The organism is Paracoccus sp. SCSIO 75233 (genome assembly GCF_027912675.1).
Lineage (GTDB): Bacteria > Pseudomonadota > Alphaproteobacteria > Rhodobacterales > Rhodobacteraceae > Paracoccus.
In genome coordinates, this window is sequence record NZ_CP115757.1 from 1,141,882 (window position 1) to 1,160,279 (window position 18,398).

General features: G+C 62.7%; 18 protein-coding genes. 9 read left to right on the forward strand and 9 right to left on the reverse strand.

Translation table 11 applies throughout. The features are described from left to right. Nucleotides 1-16: 16 nt before the first annotated feature. The gene (locus PAF12_RS05555; protein WP_271109040.1) at nucleotides 17-958 is read right to left on the reverse strand and encodes a ring-cleaving dioxygenase; all 942 of its coding nucleotides are present in this window, start codon (nucleotides 956-958) and stop codon (nucleotides 17-19) included. Nucleotides 959-1,079: 121 nt separating this feature from the next. Between PAF12_RS05555 and PAF12_RS05560 the strand changes: the two genes are divergently transcribed. From PAF12_RS05560 to nudC, 3 genes are all read left to right on the forward strand, one after another. Next, nucleotides 1,080-2,000 carry a LysR family transcriptional regulator gene (locus PAF12_RS05560; RefSeq protein WP_271109042.1) on the forward strand — a complete coding sequence of 307 codons (921 nt, stop codon included), beginning with the start codon at nucleotides 1,080-1,082 and terminating at the stop codon, nucleotides 1,998-2,000. Between the two features lie 208 nt (nucleotides 2,001-2,208). Next, on the forward strand, nucleotides 2,209-2,862 hold the full coding sequence (locus tag PAF12_RS05565) for a hypothetical protein (RefSeq protein WP_271109043.1): 654 nt from the start codon (nucleotides 2,209-2,211) through the stop codon (nucleotides 2,860-2,862). A gap of 46 nt (nucleotides 2,863-2,908) precedes the next feature. Then, nucleotides 2,909-3,871: an NAD(+) diphosphatase gene (gene nudC / locus PAF12_RS05570; protein WP_271109046.1), complete on the forward strand. Its 963-nt coding sequence runs from the start codon at nucleotides 2,909-2,911 to the stop codon at nucleotides 3,869-3,871. A gap of 31 nt (nucleotides 3,872-3,902) precedes the next feature. Here the strand turns inward: nudC and PAF12_RS05575 are convergent, their stop codons facing one another. The 3 genes from PAF12_RS05575 to PAF12_RS05585 form a co-directional block, all read right to left on the reverse strand. Beyond that, nucleotides 3,903-4,256, reverse strand: coding sequence for a potassium channel family protein (locus PAF12_RS05575; RefSeq protein ID WP_271109048.1), 354 nt, complete (start codon nucleotides 4,254-4,256; stop codon nucleotides 3,903-3,905). Beyond that, nucleotides 4,249-4,752 (reverse strand): DUF308 domain-containing protein, encoded by a 504-nt coding sequence (locus PAF12_RS05580; protein WP_271109049.1) that lies wholly within the window; start codon nucleotides 4,750-4,752, stop codon nucleotides 4,249-4,251. The genes PAF12_RS05575 and PAF12_RS05580 overlap by 8 nt, the downstream gene beginning before the upstream one ends. 99 nt (nucleotides 4,753-4,851) lie before the next feature. Beyond that, entirely contained in the window at nucleotides 4,852-5,943 is a 1,092-nt protein-coding gene (locus PAF12_RS05585; protein WP_271109051.1) for an AI-2E family transporter, read from the reverse strand. 281 nt (nucleotides 5,944-6,224) lie between these two features. Here PAF12_RS05585 and PAF12_RS05590 point away from each other — a divergent pair, with 281 nt between their 5' ends. Further along, on the forward strand, nucleotides 6,225-7,877 hold the full coding sequence (locus PAF12_RS05590; RefSeq protein ID WP_271109053.1) for an alpha/beta-hydrolase family protein: 1,653 nt from the start codon (nucleotides 6,225-6,227) through the stop codon (nucleotides 7,875-7,877). After that, complete coding sequence (locus PAF12_RS05595; protein ID WP_271109054.1) at nucleotides 7,874-8,719, forward strand: dienelactone hydrolase family protein; 846 nt, start codon at nucleotides 7,874-7,876, stop codon at nucleotides 8,717-8,719. The genes PAF12_RS05590 and PAF12_RS05595 overlap by 4 nt, the downstream gene beginning before the upstream one ends. 14 nt (nucleotides 8,720-8,733) lie before the next feature. Here the strand turns inward: PAF12_RS05595 and PAF12_RS05600 are convergent, their stop codons facing one another. The 4 genes from PAF12_RS05600 to PAF12_RS05615 all read right to left on the reverse strand — a co-directional run bounded on the left by PAF12_RS05600 (nucleotide 8,734) and on the right by PAF12_RS05615 (nucleotide 14,760). Further along, nucleotides 8,734-9,807, reverse strand: a complete 1,074-nt coding sequence (locus tag PAF12_RS05600; protein WP_271109055.1) for a DUF475 domain-containing protein — start codon at nucleotides 9,805-9,807, stop codon at nucleotides 8,734-8,736. 208 nt (nucleotides 9,808-10,015) lie between these two features. Continuing rightward, the gene (locus PAF12_RS05605) at nucleotides 10,016-11,137 is read right to left on the reverse strand and encodes an OpgC domain-containing protein (RefSeq protein ID WP_271109057.1); all 1,122 of its coding nucleotides are present in this window, start codon (nucleotides 11,135-11,137) and stop codon (nucleotides 10,016-10,018) included. Beyond that, nucleotides 11,137-13,239, reverse strand: a complete 2,103-nt coding sequence (gene mdoH / locus PAF12_RS05610; RefSeq protein ID WP_271109058.1) for a glucans biosynthesis glucosyltransferase MdoH — start codon at nucleotides 13,237-13,239, stop codon at nucleotides 11,137-11,139. Before mdoH ends, PAF12_RS05605 begins: the two co-directional genes overlap by 1 nt. A gap of 3 nt (nucleotides 13,240-13,242) precedes the next feature. Continuing rightward, the gene (locus PAF12_RS05615; RefSeq protein WP_271109059.1) at nucleotides 13,243-14,760 is read right to left on the reverse strand and encodes a glucan biosynthesis protein; all 1,518 of its coding nucleotides are present in this window, start codon (nucleotides 14,758-14,760) and stop codon (nucleotides 13,243-13,245) included. Between PAF12_RS05615 and PAF12_RS05620 the strand changes: the two genes are divergently transcribed. From PAF12_RS05620 to PAF12_RS05635, 4 genes are all read left to right on the forward strand, one after another. Then, complete coding sequence (locus PAF12_RS05620) at nucleotides 14,759-15,043, forward strand: hypothetical protein (protein WP_271109060.1); 285 nt, start codon at nucleotides 14,759-14,761, stop codon at nucleotides 15,041-15,043. The two genes, PAF12_RS05615 and PAF12_RS05620, sit on opposite strands and share 2 nt — an antisense overlap. A gap of 116 nt (nucleotides 15,044-15,159) precedes the next feature. Further along, nucleotides 15,160-16,317 carry a tonB-system energizer ExbB gene (gene exbB / locus PAF12_RS05625; RefSeq protein WP_271109061.1) on the forward strand — a complete coding sequence of 386 codons (1,158 nt, stop codon included), beginning with the start codon at nucleotides 15,160-15,162 and terminating at the stop codon, nucleotides 16,315-16,317. 1 nt (nucleotide 16,318) lies between these two features. Continuing rightward, a complete protein-coding gene (exbD, locus tag PAF12_RS05630) occupies nucleotides 16,319-16,825 on the forward strand; it encodes a TonB system transport protein ExbD (RefSeq protein WP_271109063.1) in 507 nt (168 codons plus the stop codon). Continuing rightward, nucleotides 16,822-17,790, forward strand: coding sequence for a TonB C-terminal domain-containing protein (locus PAF12_RS05635; RefSeq protein ID WP_271109065.1), 969 nt, complete (start codon nucleotides 16,822-16,824; stop codon nucleotides 17,788-17,790). The genes exbD and PAF12_RS05635 overlap by 4 nt, the downstream gene beginning before the upstream one ends. 416 nt (nucleotides 17,791-18,206) lie before the next feature. Here the strand turns inward: PAF12_RS05635 and PAF12_RS05640 are convergent, their stop codons facing one another. Continuing rightward, nucleotides 18,207-18,392, reverse strand: coding sequence for a hypothetical protein (locus PAF12_RS05640; RefSeq protein WP_271109067.1), 186 nt, complete (start codon nucleotides 18,390-18,392; stop codon nucleotides 18,207-18,209). Between the last annotated feature and the right edge of the window lie 6 nt (nucleotides 18,393-18,398).

An 18,398-nucleotide genomic window follows, 5' to 3' on the forward strand; every position in this document is an offset into this window, starting at 1 on the left:
CCGCCCCGCGTGATGTTCAGACCAGCGGTTTCAGACCGGCCTCGATCTGCGCGCGGCGCGGTTCGAGGAAGGGGGGCAGGGACAGCGCCTCGCCCATTGTGTCGAACGGCTCATCGACGTCGAAGCCGGGCCCGTCCGTCGCGATCTCGAACAGGTTGCCGCCGGGTTCGCGAAAATAGAGGCTGCGGAAATAATAACGCTCCACCTCGCCCGAACTCGGGATACGGAACTGGTTCAGCCGCTCGGCCCATTGATGGATGGTTTGCACATCCGGGGTGCGGAAGGCGACGTGGTGAACACCGCCAGCGCCCTGGCGCGCGACCGGCAGGCCGGGCTGGACGGCGACATGCAGTTCCGCCGCCGGGCCGCCTGCGCCCATCTCATAGACATGCACCTGACCAGAGCCGTCGGGGCTGGGATAATCCCGCACCTTGCGCATATTCATGACGCGGGTCAGCACCGCCTCGGTCAGTTCCAGTTCCGGCACGGAAATGGTGATCGGGCCGAGGCCACGGATCTGGTGTTCCGCCGGAACCGGGCTGCGATCCCAGGGGTGGGTCTCGCCGGGCTGGTCGGCGGTCAGGCGGATGCGCTGCCCCTCCGGGTCTTCGAAATCGAGCGTCGCGCGGGTGTCGAGCGTCGTGATCTCGCCCGTTTTCACGCCCTGATCGCGCAGGCGGGCGGCCCAGTAATCAAGGCTTGCCTCGTTCACGCGCAGCCCGGTGCGGCTGATCGAATGGGTGCCGCGACGCTCGGGCGCTGCGGGCCAGTCGAAGAAGGTGATGTCGGTGCCCGGACTGCCCGCGCCATCGGCGAAGAACAGGTGATAGGCGGATGTGTCGTCCTGATTGACGGTTTTCTTGACCCGGCGCAGCCCGAGCGTGTCGGTGTAGAAGCGGTTATTGCCGGGTGCGTCGGCGGTGATCGCCGTCAGGTGATGAATGCCGGTAAGGTCCATATTGGCCTCCTTTGTTCTGTTGGACACAATATCAGACGGAGAACCCGTTTCCGCCAGCAGTAAGCTGACGAAATCGGCGTTCGGGAATTGCGAACGCCGAGGGAGGCGCTATCATCCCGCCATGCGTTATGACCTCGACCAGATCGAAACCTTTCTGACCGTGATGGAGCTTGGCACGCTGACCGCGGCGGCGGCGCGGCTGAACCTGTCGAAATCAGTGGTGTCGAAGCGGATCTCCGATTTTGAAGCGGTCGTCGGCGCGGCATTGTTTCGCCGGAACGCGGGCCGGATCACCCCGACGGAAGCAGCAGGACGGCTTGCCGAACGCCTGCGCCCTGCGCTGAGCGATCTGATTGCGGCAGCTGAAAGCGCAAGCTGGGGGATGGACGGTGCCGCGCCCTTGCAGGGGCAGTTGGCGATTGCGGTGCCGATCAGTTTCGGCACGGTTTATCTGAACCCGGTGCTGGCCCGTTTTGCGATTGCGCACCCGCAGCTTGAAATGCGCATAGATTATGACGACCGGGTCCGCGATCTGGCGCGGGAGGGGTTCGATCTGGGCATCCGCATCGGGGAGGCGCGCGACGGCGCGCTGAAGGCGCGCAAGCTGTGTGAGGATCGATCATATCTGGTCGCCAGCCGCGATTATCTGGACCGCTACGGGGTGCCGAAGACGCCTGCCGATCTGTCCGGTCATCAGATCATCGGCTACAGCCATGTCTCCAATACGCAGGTCTGGCAGTTTTTATGTGACGGAAAGACGGTTTCGCCGCAGGTCGGCGGGCGGCTGACGCTGAATAATGGCGAGGCGATCCGGGATATGGCGGTCGCGGGGCTCGGGGTGGCGATGTTGCCCGGTTTCATCGCCCGTCGCGCGGTTGAGGAGGGGCAACTTGTCGAGTTGCTGAGCCATGCGGAAAGCCGTCGCCTGCCGATCATGGCGGTCTGGCCCCCGGTGAGCCCGATGCCGGTAAAGCTGCGGCTTATCATAGATTTTCTGGTGGCGGAACTTGCCGGGGGGCTGTCAGAGTCAAAAAGGCCATAATTTTGCTGCACCTTATGATCCGGCTTATTGCCGATTCAGGCGTCAAATCGAGATTGGGCCGTTTTGAAAACGGTATTCGCAAAAGAAAAATAATTCTACTTCAGGTGGATAGCGGGTAAGGCGGCTATGTACCCCCGGTTGGGGTTGAGAATCCGGCTGTGATGGCTCATCTATCCACCCCATTAAAAGAGGTTTGTCAGGTTCCCGGATGAAAAGCATCCAAGTCGGCTTCGCTATTGTAGGCCATCCGCGTTGCGGGAGCAGATCGCTGGCAACGGCCTTCGGCCAGCTTGGTCTGAAAGTTGGGCATGAGAAGCTTGAGCGGGATGGGATCGTGTCCTGGTGGAACACAGCGCGTTATCAGGGCGATCACTCATTCAAGGATCCGAGGCTTTATCCTTCAGAGTTCACATCGCGGGTGATTGGCCACTATATCCGCAACCCGATCGATGCGATCCCTTCGATCCTGATCGAGAACCAGTTCCGCGAACGCAAGAACAACTCCTACCAGTTCCGGCAATGGATCCTCAGCAAGGAATTCGATGTCGATCTGGATGAGATGTCGCCGCTGACGGCGGCGGCGACCTCTTTCGTGCTGTGGAACGATCTTGCCGCCAAGATTTCGGATCTCGATCAACCCATTCTTGTCGAGCGGCCAGATACCCGGCAGTTGCAGGCGATGCTGGGCGGTGCGCTGCCCTTTACCGGCAAGGAAATCAAATTGCCGCGCGAGAATACGACCGCCCGGAAATTCGGCGTCGATAAATGGGAGACAAGCCGGGAAGATATTATCGACGCCACCCCGGAAGCGTTTCGGCCAAGGCTGGACTATTATCTGTCGCTCTACGATTTCCTGATGTGACCGTTCCGGCTTGCCGCCGTTCTCTGAACAGGGCAATCTGCGCCGGATGATACCTGAATCAGCCGTCACTTTTGCGGGAAGCTTTCTGGATCGCGCCGACCGGCTGCGGGGGGATGACGCTTATATCGCGCAACAGCTTTCCAATCCTGCAGCTCTTGCGGTGCCGTTCTGGCGCGGAAAGCCGCTATTCGATCTGACCGATTCCGGTCCGCGCCTGTGCTGGGTGAAGGTCACGGATGATCTGATCGCGGATGGTCCCGAGGGGCCGATCTTCATGGGGTTGGATGATGGCGGCTTGGCCCATTTTGCCGCTGATGTCTCCTATATCGCGCCGCCGGAGGAGACCCCGGCGGAGTTTGTCGACAAGCGCACGCTGGACCTGTCGGACACGCGAAAATTCATCGACCTGCGTGCGATCATGCCTGATATCCATCACCGGGATGCCGGGATCGCCGCTGCGGCGAAGGGGATATTCGAGTGGCGGACAAGCCACGGGTTCTGCGCCAATTGCGGTCATAAGAACACCGTCGCTCATGCTGGCTGGCGGATGGAATGTCCCGCATGCGGGCGGCAGCATTTTCCGCGCACCGATCCGGTTGTCATCATGCTTGTTCTGGATGGTGACAAATTACTGCTTGGCCGGCAGCCGGTCTGGCCGGAGAAGATGTACTCGCTGCTTGCCGGTTTCATGGAGCCCGGCGAAACGGTCGAGGAGGCCGTGCGCCGCGAGGTGATGGAGGAATCGGCGATCGAGGTCGGGGAGGTGCGCTATGTGACCTCTCAGCCCTGGCCATTCCCGAACTCGCTGATGATCGGCTGTGCGGCACGGGCGGAAACGACCGGGATCACCGTCGATCCGGCGGAGCTGGAAGAGGCGTTCTGGGTCGATAAAGCCGATGTCGCCCGCGCCCTTGCCGGAGAGCATCCGGGTATCGCCGCGGCAAGAAAAGGTGCGGTTGCGCAGGTGATTATGCAGGCCTGGGTGGACGGGACCATAAAAGGGTTCTGATCGCGCCCCTTGGCCCCCGGTGGCGGGACCGCTATTCGCGCGGTCCCCGCTCTTCCGCCCGGTTGATGATACTGTCGGCAATCGCGGTGGCTGTGGCGACGAACACGCCCAGCCCGCACAGGACATAAAAAATCGTAAAAAGCTTGCCGAATAATGTTTGCGGCGCAAAATCGCCGTATCCGACGGTCGAAATGGTAATGACCGAAAAATAGATCGAGTCGATCCAGCCCCACCCCTCGACCCAGCTATAGAACACCGATGCGATCCCGATCATGAAACCGGTCAGCACCACCAGCGCCCGGACGCGAGGGGTGGAGAATGCGGCCAGAAGCCCCGCCCAAAGGTCGTATATCGGCTTCAGCCGCGCATTTCTTCTGTCAGCCATGCGCCTTCCGTTGCATCGCCAGAAGGATCAGGGCGAGGCCGCTGGCAAGAAGTTCCAGCCCCAGAATGGTGCCGAAATTCAGGTTGAGGCCGAACCAGATGACCAGACCGAGAACCACGGAAACGGCACCCGACCCGACCACCAGCGGCATATTGTCATTGCCGGACATGGCGCGCGATGCGTATATTTTCGCAGCGCCCGAGGCGATGAGCAGCAATCCGACCAGTGTGCGGATCAGCCAGCTTTCCGCGGGGTTGCCGAAGAACAGTGACAACGACAGGAACAATGCCGCGACGCCGATTGCGCCGGCGCGGATCCGGGCACCGTTGGTTTCTGATTTATACGCGGCCCAGAACTGAAACGCCGCCACGATCAACAAAACCCACGCCACCAGTGTGACGGTGGTGACGCTTGCCCCGGTCGGGTTGATCAGCGCCAGCAGGCCGCCCAGCATTGCGGCGCAGCCAGCGGCCAGAATCGGAAGCCAGGATTTCATATTGTTGTCCCCTTGATATTCATGTGTTTGACAATTTTCAGGTTTCTTAAACTTCGGCAAGTCTCGCCGGGGCGCTTTCCGGGCGTCGTGATGACGCGGTCAGTTGTGCGCCTCGGCGGTTGTGTCGGTTTCAAACGGGGTCACGTCTTGGGCGATCAGTACCGTAAAGGGCCGGGTGGATTCAAAACTGCCCATGATTATTGCGATGATCGAGGTCAGCGGGATCGCCAGAATGGCCCCGGCGATCCCCCAGACGGAGGACCAGAGCGCCAGTGCCACGAGGACGATGAAGGGTGACATATTGACGCGCTGGCCCACCATGCGTGGCTCCAGCGAGTTGCCCACCCAAAGCTGCGCCCCGGTCAGCAAGGCCGCGACGAGCAGGGTTTTCTCGACCGATCCGAACTGCGCCATCGACAGCAGGACCGGGAAGATGACCCCCAGCCACGAGCCGACATAGGGGATGTAGTTCAAAACCCCGATCAGGATTGCCCAGAACAGGGCGAAGTCGACGCCGATCACCCACATGACGCAGAAGGAGATCGCGCCCAGCGTGGCGTTCACCAGTGTCTTGACGGCGATGTAACTGCTGATGGAGCTGTTGATGTCGGAAATGATCTTGCCCGCGCGCTTCGAGCGGTCACCAGGCAGGGCTACGGCGATCTTATGGGCAAAGCCGCCACGTTCGCCCATCAGGAACATGGCGTAAATCGTCACCATGAAGATCAGCCCGGCGGCGGAGCTGATGGAGCCGAGGATCATCCCCGCGACCTCACCCAGCGGCAGTGACTCGCGGACGTTTTTGAAAACCTCTTGCAGGTCCGGGCTGGCGTCGAGGCCCAGCATCCCGGTCACTTCATGATAAAGCCCGGTCAGGTTGTCCTGATATTCGGGAAGCCGCTCGTTCACCTGGCTCGCGGTCGAGACCATGACGCTGCCGAACCAGACGACGATGATCAGAAACCCGATGAGCACCAGCATCCGCAACGCCCATTCGGGCAGTTTCCGGGTCAGCGGTGTGCGGCGCAGCGCCTCCGTCGCGGCGACGAGGATGTAGACGGAGATCACGGCGAGGATGATCGGAAGCAGGAACGACTTGCCGACGATCATCAACCGCCCGACCAGCGTCACCAGCAGGAGCGACAAAACGACACCCAAAAGCCCGCGTATCGGGTCTGTTTTCTGAAACATGCAACCTCCTGGGTGTGCGGAAGGGACAGGTCGCGGTCCCGAAAAAACAAGCATAAGACGGGGGCAGGATGACATCTGAACGGGCACAGGTCCAGTGCGCGTATTCCGGTCTTATGGATAACGTATCCTCGCGCGATCTTTTGCCCGGTGATTGGCAAGGCTGAACAGTTTGTTATGTTGTCGCCGGGATGCCGGTGTCATGTATGGGCCGTGCTCTGTTTTGTGGCTTTGGTTGCGGCCAGACTGATCCGTTGCGTCCGGTTACTGAAAGGCATTTTGAAATGAATTGGAAAAAGCCGTTTGGCGTCTCCTGGCTGCCGCTGTTTCTGGGGCTGATCTTTTTTTCCGCCTCGCTGACGCCATCGCTGATTCCGCGCGGATGGCTCATGCAGGGGCTGCTGGGCGGGGTGGTCGCCGCCATCGGCTATATGATCGGACGACTGCTGCTGTCGCTTTGGCGCCAGATGGAGCTGCCGAAACTGCGAGGCAGCGCCTTTGTCGCGGGGCATGTGCTGGTGGCGATTCCGGTGATGGTCATCGTCGTCCTGGCGCTGAGCGAGGCCGGGAACTGGCAGAATGAGATTCGTGCGCGCATGGAGCTCGAACCGCTGGCGGCGTTCCGTACCGTGCAGATGGTTTATGTCGCCCTTGGGGTGTTTGTCGCGCTGATGGTTCTCGGTTGGCTGGTCAAGATGCTGTTCGACCGGACGCGCCGCTGGCTGTACCGGTTCATGCCGGAGCGGACTGCGAATGTCGCGGGGCTGCTGATCGTGGCGCTGTTGCTGTTCGTCGTGACGCGCGACGGGATTGTCGACCGGATGATCGGGTTCTTCGACGAAACTTATACGGTCGCGCAGCGTCTGTTCGACACCGACGAACCGCGCCCGACCGACCCGATGCGCTCCGGCAGTGCGGAATCGCTTATCGGCTGGGACGCAATGGGTCAGCCCGGTCGCAATTTCATCAATGGCGGACCCGGTGCCGATGCTATCGCGGCCTTTTCCGGCGAGGACGCGCTTGATCCGCTGCGGGTCTATGTCGGGCTGGCGAATGCCGAGACCGCACAGGCGCGTTCGGATATGGCGCTGGCCGAGTTGCAGCGGATCGGGGCATTTGATCGCAAAATCCTGATCGTCGCGATGCCGACGGGGACTGGCTGGCTCGATCCGGGAAGCTTCGATGTGCTGGAATATATGCAGGACGGTGACATTGCCACGGTCGCGGTTCAGTATTCCTATCTGCAATCGCCGCTGGCGCTTATTCTGGAGACCAATGCCGGGCTTGAGCAGGCCCGCAGCCTGATCTCCACCGTCCATGAATACTGGCGCGGCCTGCCGGAGGACGATCGTCCCCGCATCTATATCCACGGGCTGAGCCTCGGGGCATGGGCGTCGATGTATGGCACCGATCTGGAGGCATTGCTGGACGATCCCATTGACGGCGCGCTCTGGGCCGGACCGCCTTTCCCGTCGGCCCGCTGGAACGAGGCGATGGCGGCGCGCAATCCGGGCAGCCCCTATGTCGCGCCCGATGTGGGCAAGGGGCGGCTATTCCGCTTTGCCAGCCACACCAAGCCCGCTGGCGGCCCTGATGGTTGGGGGGATATGCGGCTGATGTTCCTGCAATACTCCAGCGATCCGATCGTGTTCTACGAACCCGCCTCGCTGTTCCGGCCACCGGCATGGATGACGGAGCCGCCGGCGGAGGATGTCTCGCCCGATCTGCGGTTCATGCCGGTTGTGACGCAGTTCCAGCTTGCGCTTGATATGGCGTTCTCGCTGGCCGCGCCTGCCGGGCATGGGCATTCCTACTACGCGCATGACTATATCGGCGCGTGGGAGGCCGTGACGGCACCGGAGGGCTGGACCGCCGAGGACACCGAACGGTTGAAACAGGTCTGCAATAACGGCTTGCAGCAGGGCTGCGACCGGTGAGGGTCCGCTGGTGGTGGGTCGTGCTTGGCCTGATCGTTCTGGTCGTGGCCGGGCTGGGCGCGAACACGCTGCGCCATCTTTACGGGGTGGCGGCGCTGACCGACACGCCGGAGGCGCGGCGCGCCGATCTGGCGGAATACTGGCGGATGATCCCGGATGGGCCGGTTTCCGGTGCGGGTTCGATCATGCTGTCGGGCTGTGATGGCGTTCGTGACAATATGGAATATTGGGGCGGCGTCATGGCGGAGCGCGGGCATGATGCGCTGATCCTCGACAGTCACCAGCCGCGGGGCTTGGATCAGTTGGAAAGCTGGCGGCTGCTTTGCGTGGGTCAGGTGCTGCCCGGTGCCCAGCGGGCCGGCGATCTGGCCGTGGCAATGGCGGAGACGGAGCAGGACAATGTCGTCCTGCTCGGCGCGTCGCATGGCGGCTGGACGGTGCTGGAATTCCTGCGCCGCGAGTTGACGCGGGATGTGCCCCCCGGCCTGACCGAATGGCCATCACCGCCCGGCGAGATGCTGAAACGGGTCGGGGCTGCCGTGGTGCTTTATCCTTATTGCGGGGTGCTGAACGGGGCCGTGGCCGGGGATTGGAGCGATATGCCCCCGGTCCTGATGATCATCGCCGGTCAGGATGAACTGAACCTTGCCGCCGATTGCCTGAAAATGGCCGAGGATCTGCGGGCAAGGGGGGCAATGATCGACACGGTTTATTACGCCGATGCCGGTCACGGGTTCGAGCAGCAGGAGCGGGCGCCGCTGTCGCTGCTGGAATTCCGACCCGATCTGCGCGATGCGGCGACCCAGGCGGTCGAGGCATTTCTCGACCGCAACGGGTTGTGATCACAGAACCGGCGTCAGGTCTTTTCGTGGCCGTGCAGCCGGTTCCAGCGGATCGAGGCCCAGAAGGACAGCCCGATCAGTGCCGCACCGCCAAGCCCGGTGATGACCTCGTGGATGTGGATCAACGATTGCAGGAACATGATGACCGATAGCGCGATAATGGCGTAGAACGCGCCATGTTCGAGATAGCGATATTCGGTCAGCGTGCCTTTTTCCACCAGCATGATGGTCATCGAACGCACATACATCGCCCCGATGCCAAGCCCGATGGCGATCACGAACAGGTTCTGGGTCAGCGCGAAAGCCCCGATCACACCGTCGAAGCTGAATGACGCGTCGAGCACTTCCAGATACAGAAACGCGCCGATGCCGCCTTTTGCGCCTGCCTCCAGCATCTCCTGCGAGCTGTCCAGCAATCCGCCGATCACCTCCACCAGAAGGAAGGTCAGCAGGCCCCATATGGCGGATTTGAAGAATATATCGGCCTCCTCATCCGGCAGGATCCGGGTGAAGACCATCACCACGATCAGCGCAATCGCAACCTCCACCCCGCGGACGGAGGCGTATTTCTGCATCCAGCGTTCCAGCCAGCCAAGCCAGTGAACGTCCTTGTCGCTGTCAAAGAAGAAACTCAGCCCGACCATCAGCAGGAAAGTGCCGCCGAACGCCGCAATCGGCAGATGGGCATCGCGCATGATCGCGGCATATTCGGCGGGTTTCGCGGCCGCCAGAACCAGCGCCTCCCACGGTCCGATCTTGGCCGCGATCACCACGATCAGCAGCGGAAAGACGACCCGCATCCCGAATACAGCGATGATGATTCCCCAGGTCAGAAAGCGCCGCTGCCAGACCGGGGTCATGGTTTTCAGCTTATTGGCGTTGACGATGGCGTTGTCGAAGCTGAGCGAGATTTCCAGCACCGCCAGAACCGCGCAGATGAAGAACACCGACAGCATGCCGCCGAAACTGCCGGTCATCTGCCAGCCGAGTGCTGCGCCAAGCGCAAGCCCGATGATGGTGACGATGAAGGCCCATTTGAAATAGTGAACGACGCCCGTTGCGGGCGGACAAGTTGGATTGATCTGCATTGCAGAAGTCCCAAGCGGCTCGTGACAGGTAGAGTGCCGACATCACGAATGTGCCGCCACATCCGCCAGAGGGGCCCGGTCACCACAGCAATATCCGCCTTCACGCGGATATGCGTCTATCTATGTCAGCCGGGCTTCGGATTGCAACAGCGCTAAGATGGCACGGGCCACGGCGTTGCCCTTACGTCACGGCGGCGCAGGTTTTTGCCTATGCCCCGGCGCGGTTCGGCTGCCGGGACCGTGTCGACCGCCGTGCGTTCAGTTCGGCCACCAGCCAGAGCGCGCCGAGCGTCCAGAGGTCGACGGCAAGGCTGCGGGACCAGCCGGGATCGCCGTTCATGTTCATCAGCGCGTCGCCCAGAACCGACAGGATCACGCAGGCCACGAAAGAGACCAGCCCGCCACGCCCGATGGTCGCCAGCGCCCGCCCCAATGCGGTTCCGGCGAGTCTTGCGAAGAGCCCTGAAAGCGGCACTGCGACCAGCCATGCCGCCGCCAGAATGGCAGTGAACCGCACCGGATCGAGTGACCATTTGTTGATGGCGCCGAAGGGTGCGCGCAGCACCTCCCAATATTGCTTGATCTCCGGCCCGTGCCGCCACAACTGCGCCAGACCAAGGCTGTAGATCATGATGAGCGTCGCAAGAATGGTCAGCAGCCGCGCATGGCGGCGCAGAACCGGCATGAATTGCTGCCGGAACAGCCCCATTGCGACGCCTGCATGAAACAGCGCCTGCCAGCCGAACGGGTTGAACAGCATCCCGCCTTGCGACCGATGATTGGGCAGCATCGCGTTCAGCGGCTCGGCAAAATACCACATCAGCGCCGATCCGGCGGCGAAGGCCCACGGGTATCGCTTCAGCAGCGGCACGGTCAGCGGCACGAAGGCCAGCACCACGACATACAGCGCCAGCACATCCAGCAGGTTCGGCTGCATCCACATGGTCGCCAGCGTGCCAATATAGCCCAGCGGGTTCTCGATGACCCAGCGGGCATATTGCGACCAGATCGCGGTATGCGGCATGTCCAGCTCGAACAGCAGGCGAGAGGTCAGCGCCATCAGCACCCCGCCCAGCACCAGCGCCAGCCAGACCTGAACGGCACGGCGCAGGAAACGCCATTGTGCGGCCCGCCTGCCATCGCGCGTCTCGACCGTCAGCCAGACCAGCCCGACGAGGAAACCGGACAACAGCACGAACAGTTCAGCCGCGTCGAATACCGCGAAATTGGACAGCGTATAGCGGCGCAACGCGCTGTCCGGCATGTGGTCCAGCATGATCGCCACCAGCGCATAGCCGCGCAGCATATCGAGAGCGATGATCCGGTTCATTATTCGGGCAGGTCCGACCAGCTGTCGAGCAGTTCTGCATTGTCGAGCAAGGCACGACGTTCGGCACCATCAAGAAAGCTCAGCGCCTGCGACCGGTTTTCGGCGGCGGCGATCTTGGCCGCGGCAGAAATCTCGTCCAGCCGCTCGGCGGTCGCGCGCCGGGGCAGGGCGGGGATCATGCTTGCATAGGCAGCGCGGGCAGTCGCGTCCCGGCCCAGCGTGGTCATCGGGTCGGCCTTGCCGCGCAGATGGCGGGCTTGATTGACCGATGCGGCCATCACCGGCGGTACATTACGCTCCTCCGGGGTGACCAGCAGCCCTGCCGCGCGTGCCCAGCGGCCCAGCACGGCCGAGGCGCTCCAGCGTGAGGTCAGCGGCGCAAGGATCAGACCGGCGAGGATCGGTGACAGCCAGACCAGCTGCGCGGGCGAGAGATAGGCAATTGTGACCGTGACGGCCAGACCGGCCACGACATGAGCCCAGTGCCGCCGGATCACCACGCCCCAGGACGGCATGAACCCCTTGCGGACCTGGCTTTCCCAGCCGGAACTGCGCCCGAGCAGGATTTCCCCGATCTGCCGCGTCTGGATCAGCATCTGAACGGGCGCGATGAGGGCGGACAGCAAAATCTCGCAAATCGCGCTCAGGAAGATATGCCCGTGACCGCCCGCGCCTGCGGCCAGCGGACGCCGCCATGCCCGGCCAATGGCGATGAATTTCGGCAGCAGAAGCAGCGCGGCGGAGGCGGCGAGCAGCCAGACCATGCGACGTGCGTCAAATGTCGGCCAGTCCGGAAAAAGCTGATAGGTCGAGGGAAAATAGACCGGGCTGGACAGGATCACATTCGCGGTCAGCACAAGCCCGGTCAGGATCATTGCCAGCCAGATCGGGCTCATCAGGAAGCCCAGAATACCGATGGCGAAATGCACCCGGCTGATGGCGGTAAAGCCGCGTGCGCCCATGACGCGCAGATGTTGCAGATTGCCCTGAGCCCAGCGGCGTTCGCGCACCGCCATATCGAGAAGCGTCGGCGGGCTGCCCTCATAGCTGGCGCGCAGGTCCCAGTCGAGCCGCAGCTTCCAGCCCGCCCGGCGCAGCAATGCGGCCTCGACGAAATCATGCGACAGGATCGTCCCGCCCCACGGTGCGCGGCCCGGAAGCTCCGGCAACCCGCAACACGCCGCGAAGGCGGGGACGCGGATCAGCGCGTTATGGCCCCAGAAATTGCCGTTATCCCCCGACCATGCCGCGACCCCGCGTGCCACGGGCGGGCCGTAGACGCGGTTGGCGAATTGCGTGGCGCGGGCGAAGATCGTCTGGCCGTGGATCAGCATCGGCACGGTCTGGATCAGCGCCAGCGCCGGGTCGGCGGACATCCGTGCCGACATCTGACGCAGCACCTCGCCGGAGACGACGCTGTCGGCATCCAGCACGATCATCTGATCATAGCGCGCGCCCCATCTGCGGATGAACTGGGCGATATTGCCAGCCTTCCGCCCGTTATTCTGCGTCCGGCGGCGATACCAGACGGGAAGGGGGCAGGCGGCCCGCAATTTCGCGACCGCCAGCGCCTCGGCGGGAAAGAAATCCGGGTCGTTGCTGTCTGAAAGCACGATTATCTCGGCCCGCTGCGCCAGACCTGCCGCCGCGGCCTCGTCAGCCAGCGCGGCGAGCAGGGCGAGGCTTTCGACAGGGTCTTCGTGATAGATGGGCATGACGATGGCGATGCGGGCAGTGCCATCCTCGGCGGGCGTCTCATGCTGGCGCGCCAGAAGCCCGGCGAGCATCGAACAGAAATTGAAGCCGATCCAGGTGAAGGTGATGGTGAACAGGCAAAGCAGCACATATTGCATCGGCTGGATATTCGTTCCGAACGCCGCCCACATCTGCCACGCCCCGAGCGCGCCGATCACGACGGCACCGCCAAAGGCGATCAGCCGTGCCAGCCACACCTCGGGGGCGACGGCTTGTCTGGCCGGACCGGAAAGGGCGCGCGCGCGGAAATCCTGCTCCGGCATGGCAAGCGGCGCATCGGGCGGCATTGCCGGTTGTGGCGCGGCGTTGGCAGGCTCGGGCGTGATCTGCGGTTCGGGTCGGATCATGGATCAGTCCGCCGACCATCGATAAAGCCACATCTCGGACAGGTTCCCGCCATCCGCGACCTTCAGAACCGCGCTGAGATCGGACACGGTCGCCCCGTCGGGCCGGTAGTCGAAGGCCAGACGCATCAGCCCCGCCTCGGGCAGGCGCAGCAGATAGGGATGCTCGATCTGGCCGCGATTGGCGTTGACAACGGCGACCGGATCGTCCCGGCCTTCGAACAGCGACAGGTCGAAATCTATGACGAAACTGCGGGCGTTTTCATTGTTGATCGAACGGCCCGAGCGGGTGGAAACCACCTGTGCCAGCGCGCTGTCTTCGACCACATCCGCCCCGAACCCCAGGCGATAGGCGAAATCTGCCCGGGTGCCGGCTGCCAGAGGATCGGCGGGTTGCCAGAAACTGACGATATTGTCGTGAAATTCGCTTTCGACCGGGATCTCGATCAGCGACACGCTGCCCTTGCCCCAATCGCCGATGGGCTGGATCCACGCCGAGGGGCGGCGTTCGTATCGCGCCTCCGCATCCTGATAATCGCGAAAATCCCGACGGCGCTGGATCAGCCCGAAACCGCGCGGATTTTCATCGACGAACGCCGACATCTGCAGTTTCGCCGGATTGCTGAGCGCCCGCCACAGAAGCTGGCCGGAGCCGGTGATCATCTGCAACCCGTCGCTGTCATGAACCGCCGGGCGGTAATCGTCGAAAGCCGCGCCGTCGGCGGGTCCGAACCAGTACATCGACGTCAGCGGCGCAATGCCGACCCGCGCCATTTCCGTGCGCGGAAACAGCGCCACCCGCGTGGTCAGCAATGTCTGGCTGCCGGGTGTGATCACAAATTCATAGGCCCCCGCGACCGAGCGGCTGTCCAGCAGCGCCTGAATGGTGATCCGACCGTTTTCGGTATCCGGGTCGTGCAGCCAGAATTCGCGGAACACCGGGAATTCCTCGCCCTCGGCACTGCCGGTTCCGATCGCCAGACCGCGCGCCGACAGCCCATAGCTGTTGCCGCGACCCAGCACCCGGAAATAGGACGCGCCCTGAAACACCGCGAGTTCGTCCATGACATCGGGGCGGTTCAGATTGTGGCGGATGCGAAAACCTGACCAGCCCATCTGATCCGGCGTCGACTGACTGGCGTCTTCAGCGAAGAATGCCGGATCGAAGTCGAATTTCGAGGCATCGAACGGGACCGGTTGCGGAACGCCGTTGCGGACGAGGTTGATCTTCACCGGTTCATGGAAAATCATTCCCGGCGGCAGAAGATCCACACCGAAACCCGCGGTCCCTGCCCAGGGGTCTTCCTCCCGGCGAAACCGGATGGCGCGGTAGGCGTCGTAATCAATATCCTTGAAAGGTCCGGTCAGCGGTGCCGACGGATTGACCCAATCGCGTGACGATAACGCAGCCGCCAGTGCCGCGACGCTTTCAAAACCGAAAGGGTCGACAGTTTGGACGGACGCCGCATCGATGCTGTTGTCTGCGGACTGCCCGATCCCTCGCGTCGCCGCGCCCGCGGCCATGAGCGCGGAGAGAGAGCTCAGAAAAAAACGACGTTTCAAGCGTGGATACCAAGTGGAGAGCCGACTGCGGGCTGTTAATTCATCGCGCTGTATGCGGCAAGAAACATTGCCGCAACAAGACGGTTTGGGCGGAATTTTACGCAGCCGGACAAAGCTCGGCGACATGTCGCCAATTTTATGCGCCGATGAGGGCAGCATGTCGCAGGGTGCTGTTGATTTACACAGCACATGCTGGCTGTCCGGGACATGGATTCGTTATGTTGACAGTATTAGTCAGATTTGAAATACGCGGTGACGACACAGCCGCCGTGCTGCCCTGCTTATGAATTAAGTGAGCTCAAGATGCCTCAGCCGTCCCGCAGAATTTTTACCACCCTTGCAGCCGCGACATTCACCATCATGTCGCCCGCAGCCGTGATTGCCCAGTCGACCGCAACCGAGAGCGCTGTCGAGGCGGAGGCGGTCACGACCACGCAGACCGATAGCGGTGCAACCGGGGCGGCTGCTGATGCGCAGCCGGATAGCGCAGCAGTAACCGCGCCGACCACCACCGAAGAAACCGTTGCCGAAGGCGCAAGCGATGCGGACAGCGCATCGGAGGATGCATCTGCCGCAGTAGAAAGCACGGCGACTGAGGTTTCGGACGAGGCCGGGACAGCGTCCGAAGCCGCCGACAGCGCAGTGGCAGCCGACAGCGAAGAAGCTGTGGCAGCCGACAGCGGAGAAGATGCAACCGAGGCCGAGGCACCGGCGCAAGCTGTATCCGCCACGACCGATGCGGCGGAAGCCGAAGCAGACGCCGCAACTGAAGAAGCAGCACCCGAAGAAGATCGGGGGCTGTTCGAGGGTTTCGGCTTTTCCGGCGACAGCCTGCCGCATGATCTGACCCCGTGGGGCATGTTCATGCAGGCCGATATTGTCGTGAAGGCGGTCATGATCGGCCTTGCCTTCGCCTCGGTCGTGACATGGACGATCCTTGTCGTGAAATTCTTCGAGATCTGGGGCGCGAACCGCAATGCCCGCCGGACCACGCGGCTGATCGCAGATGCGTCGAGCCTGAATGACGCGGTTTCCGCCTCGCTCCGCAACAGCGATCCGGCCAGCCGGATGCTGCGCGTGGCGGCCCATGAGGTCGAACGCTCGGCCCCGGCTCTGGCGACGGCGGGGGCTGACGGGCTGAAAGAACGGATTTCCTCATATCTTGGCGGTATCGTCTCTGCCGCTGGCCGCAGTGCCGGGGTCGGGACGGGCATTCTGGCGACGATCGGGTCGACCGCGCCTTTCGTCGGGCTGTTCGGCACCGTCTGGGGGATCATGAACAGCTTTATCGGGATTTCGGAATCGCAAACGACGAACCTCGCCGTGGTCGCACCGGGGATCGCCGAGGCGCTGCTTGCCACGGCGCTCGGCCTTGTGGCGGCTATTCCGGCGGTTGTGATCTACAACTTCTTCGCACGGGGCATCACCGGCTATCGCGCGCGGCTGAGTGAAGCGGCGGCGGGTGTCGAACGTCTCGTCAGCCGTGATGTCGATTTCCACACGAGCCAGAGGGTCTGACATGGCCGCGAAATTCCAGGAAGACGACGCGCTTGAGGAAAATCACGAAATCAACGTGACGCCGTTTATTGATGTCATGCTGGTGCTGCTGATCATCTTCATGGTCGCGGCTCCGCTGGCCACGGTGGATATTAATGTCGACCTGCCCGCCTCGCGCGGTGCGGCGTCGGAGCGGCCGGACCAGCCGGTATGGCTGACCGTGACGCCTGATCTGACCTTGATGCTGGGCAATGAGCCGATCCCCGAAGGCGGTCTGACAGCGGCGCTGGAGGCGGCGACCGATGGCGACCGGGAGACGCGGATTTATCTGCGGGCCGACAAGTCGGTCAGCTATGGCGATGTCATGGATGTCATGAACCGGATGCGCGACAGTGCCTATACCAAGATCGCCCTCGTCGGGATGGACGGCAACAGCGCAGCCAGTGCCGCCGAAACGGGCGCGGCGACAGGGCCGGCGGGTCAGGATGCGGCAGCCCCGGCTGCTGTGCCGTCCGGGTCGGAGCAATGACCGGGTTTGGCAAAGATGCGTTCCGCTGGGGCGGCGCGGGTGTCGCGGTTCTCGCAGCCCATGTCGCAGCGGGGGCGATGATTATCCAGCTTTCGCGTGAGAGCAACGGGATGGAGGCGCCGGAGGCGGTTTTCATCGAGCTTGAACCTATCCCCGAGCCGCCGCCCGGTCCGCCGATTGATGCGAGCGAGCCGGTGACGGATACGGCGCAGGCCTCTGCCGCTGCTGCGGAGGAGGTTCAGGAGGAACCTGTGGAGGAGGTGCCGGAGCCTGCGGATTTCACCCCGCCTGAACCCGCCCAGCTTCCCCCGGTCGAGGATTTCGCCGATCTCGTGCCCGAACCCGTGCCCGCCCCGGCCTTCGAGCCCCCGCCGATGACGGAACTGCCGCCGATCACGGAGTTTGCCGATCTGCTGCCGGATTCGGCCTTGGCGCTGACCGCTTCGGAGCGCCCGATGGCCCGGCCGGAGCGGCGCAAGCCTGAACCGCAGGTGACACGGCGCGAGGAGCCGAAGCAGCAGCGTCAGCAGCAGGCACAGCCGCAACAACAGAAACGGCGTGAGGCGGCGCCTCAGAAGGCCCAGCCCGCGCAGCAGAAAAGCGAACAGCCCGCACGCAAGCAGGCGGCGAGTGGTGGCGGGGGCGGTCGCAGCAAGGCGCAGCCGAAAAGCACGGGCGTCAGCCAGTCGCAGATCTCCAACTGGACGGCACAGGTTGGCGCACGGGTGACGCGCCACATGTCCCGCACATCGGTTCGCGGCGGTCGTCGGGGGCAGGTGCGTGCTGTGGTTACCGTGACCATCCAGCCGAACGGCTCCGCCTCGGCGCGGCTGGCCAGCTCGACCGGCAATGGACAGATCGACAATTCGCTGGCCCGTCAGGCCGCCCGGCTGCCGCGCATGCCGGCCCCGCCGCATCGTCAGTCGGTCTCCTTCCAGGTTCCGTTCCTTATCCAGATCAAGTGATCATCGGCGCGATGCGTTGAAAATCCGGGTTCCCGAGTCAGATCGGGGACCCCTGCCGCGATCTGTTCGGATCAAAAGGCAACCGAATCAGTGGCTTTCGAGAAGTGGGCGCATTCGCCGCGGATAATGCCCGCGCGAAAGCAGAGGCTATCTTCAGGGTCGCCAAGCGGCGAAAATACTTGGCTTTTTTTGTGCTTGAGCCCGGCACCGGCCAAGCCTGGCGCGCGACTGTCCGACCCGGGTATTTTCGCGCCCGCATTTCACAGTCACTGCCGCAATATTCCGAATGACGAATTCTATGCAAAACTTCATAGCATAATAGGTCTGCCGCCCTGTAGTTTCCCCTGCGTCATGCAGTCGGCTAATGCCAGTGCCTGTTAAACGCTTGGTGAAGTAGTTCATTATGTCTGCCGTGGTCAGGCCGCCATGACGACTGGTTCTGCGGGATCGCTGGAATGATGCACACGAAACCCTGTTTTTAAAGGCGCAGCCGATGCTGTGGCTGAAATTTCATGCGTTGTAAGATTTGTAATCGCCATGCTGTGGCCTGTTTCGGTCCCGCTGCCGGTCATGCGCAAAGATTGGCTCAAAACGCGGATCAATCAGAC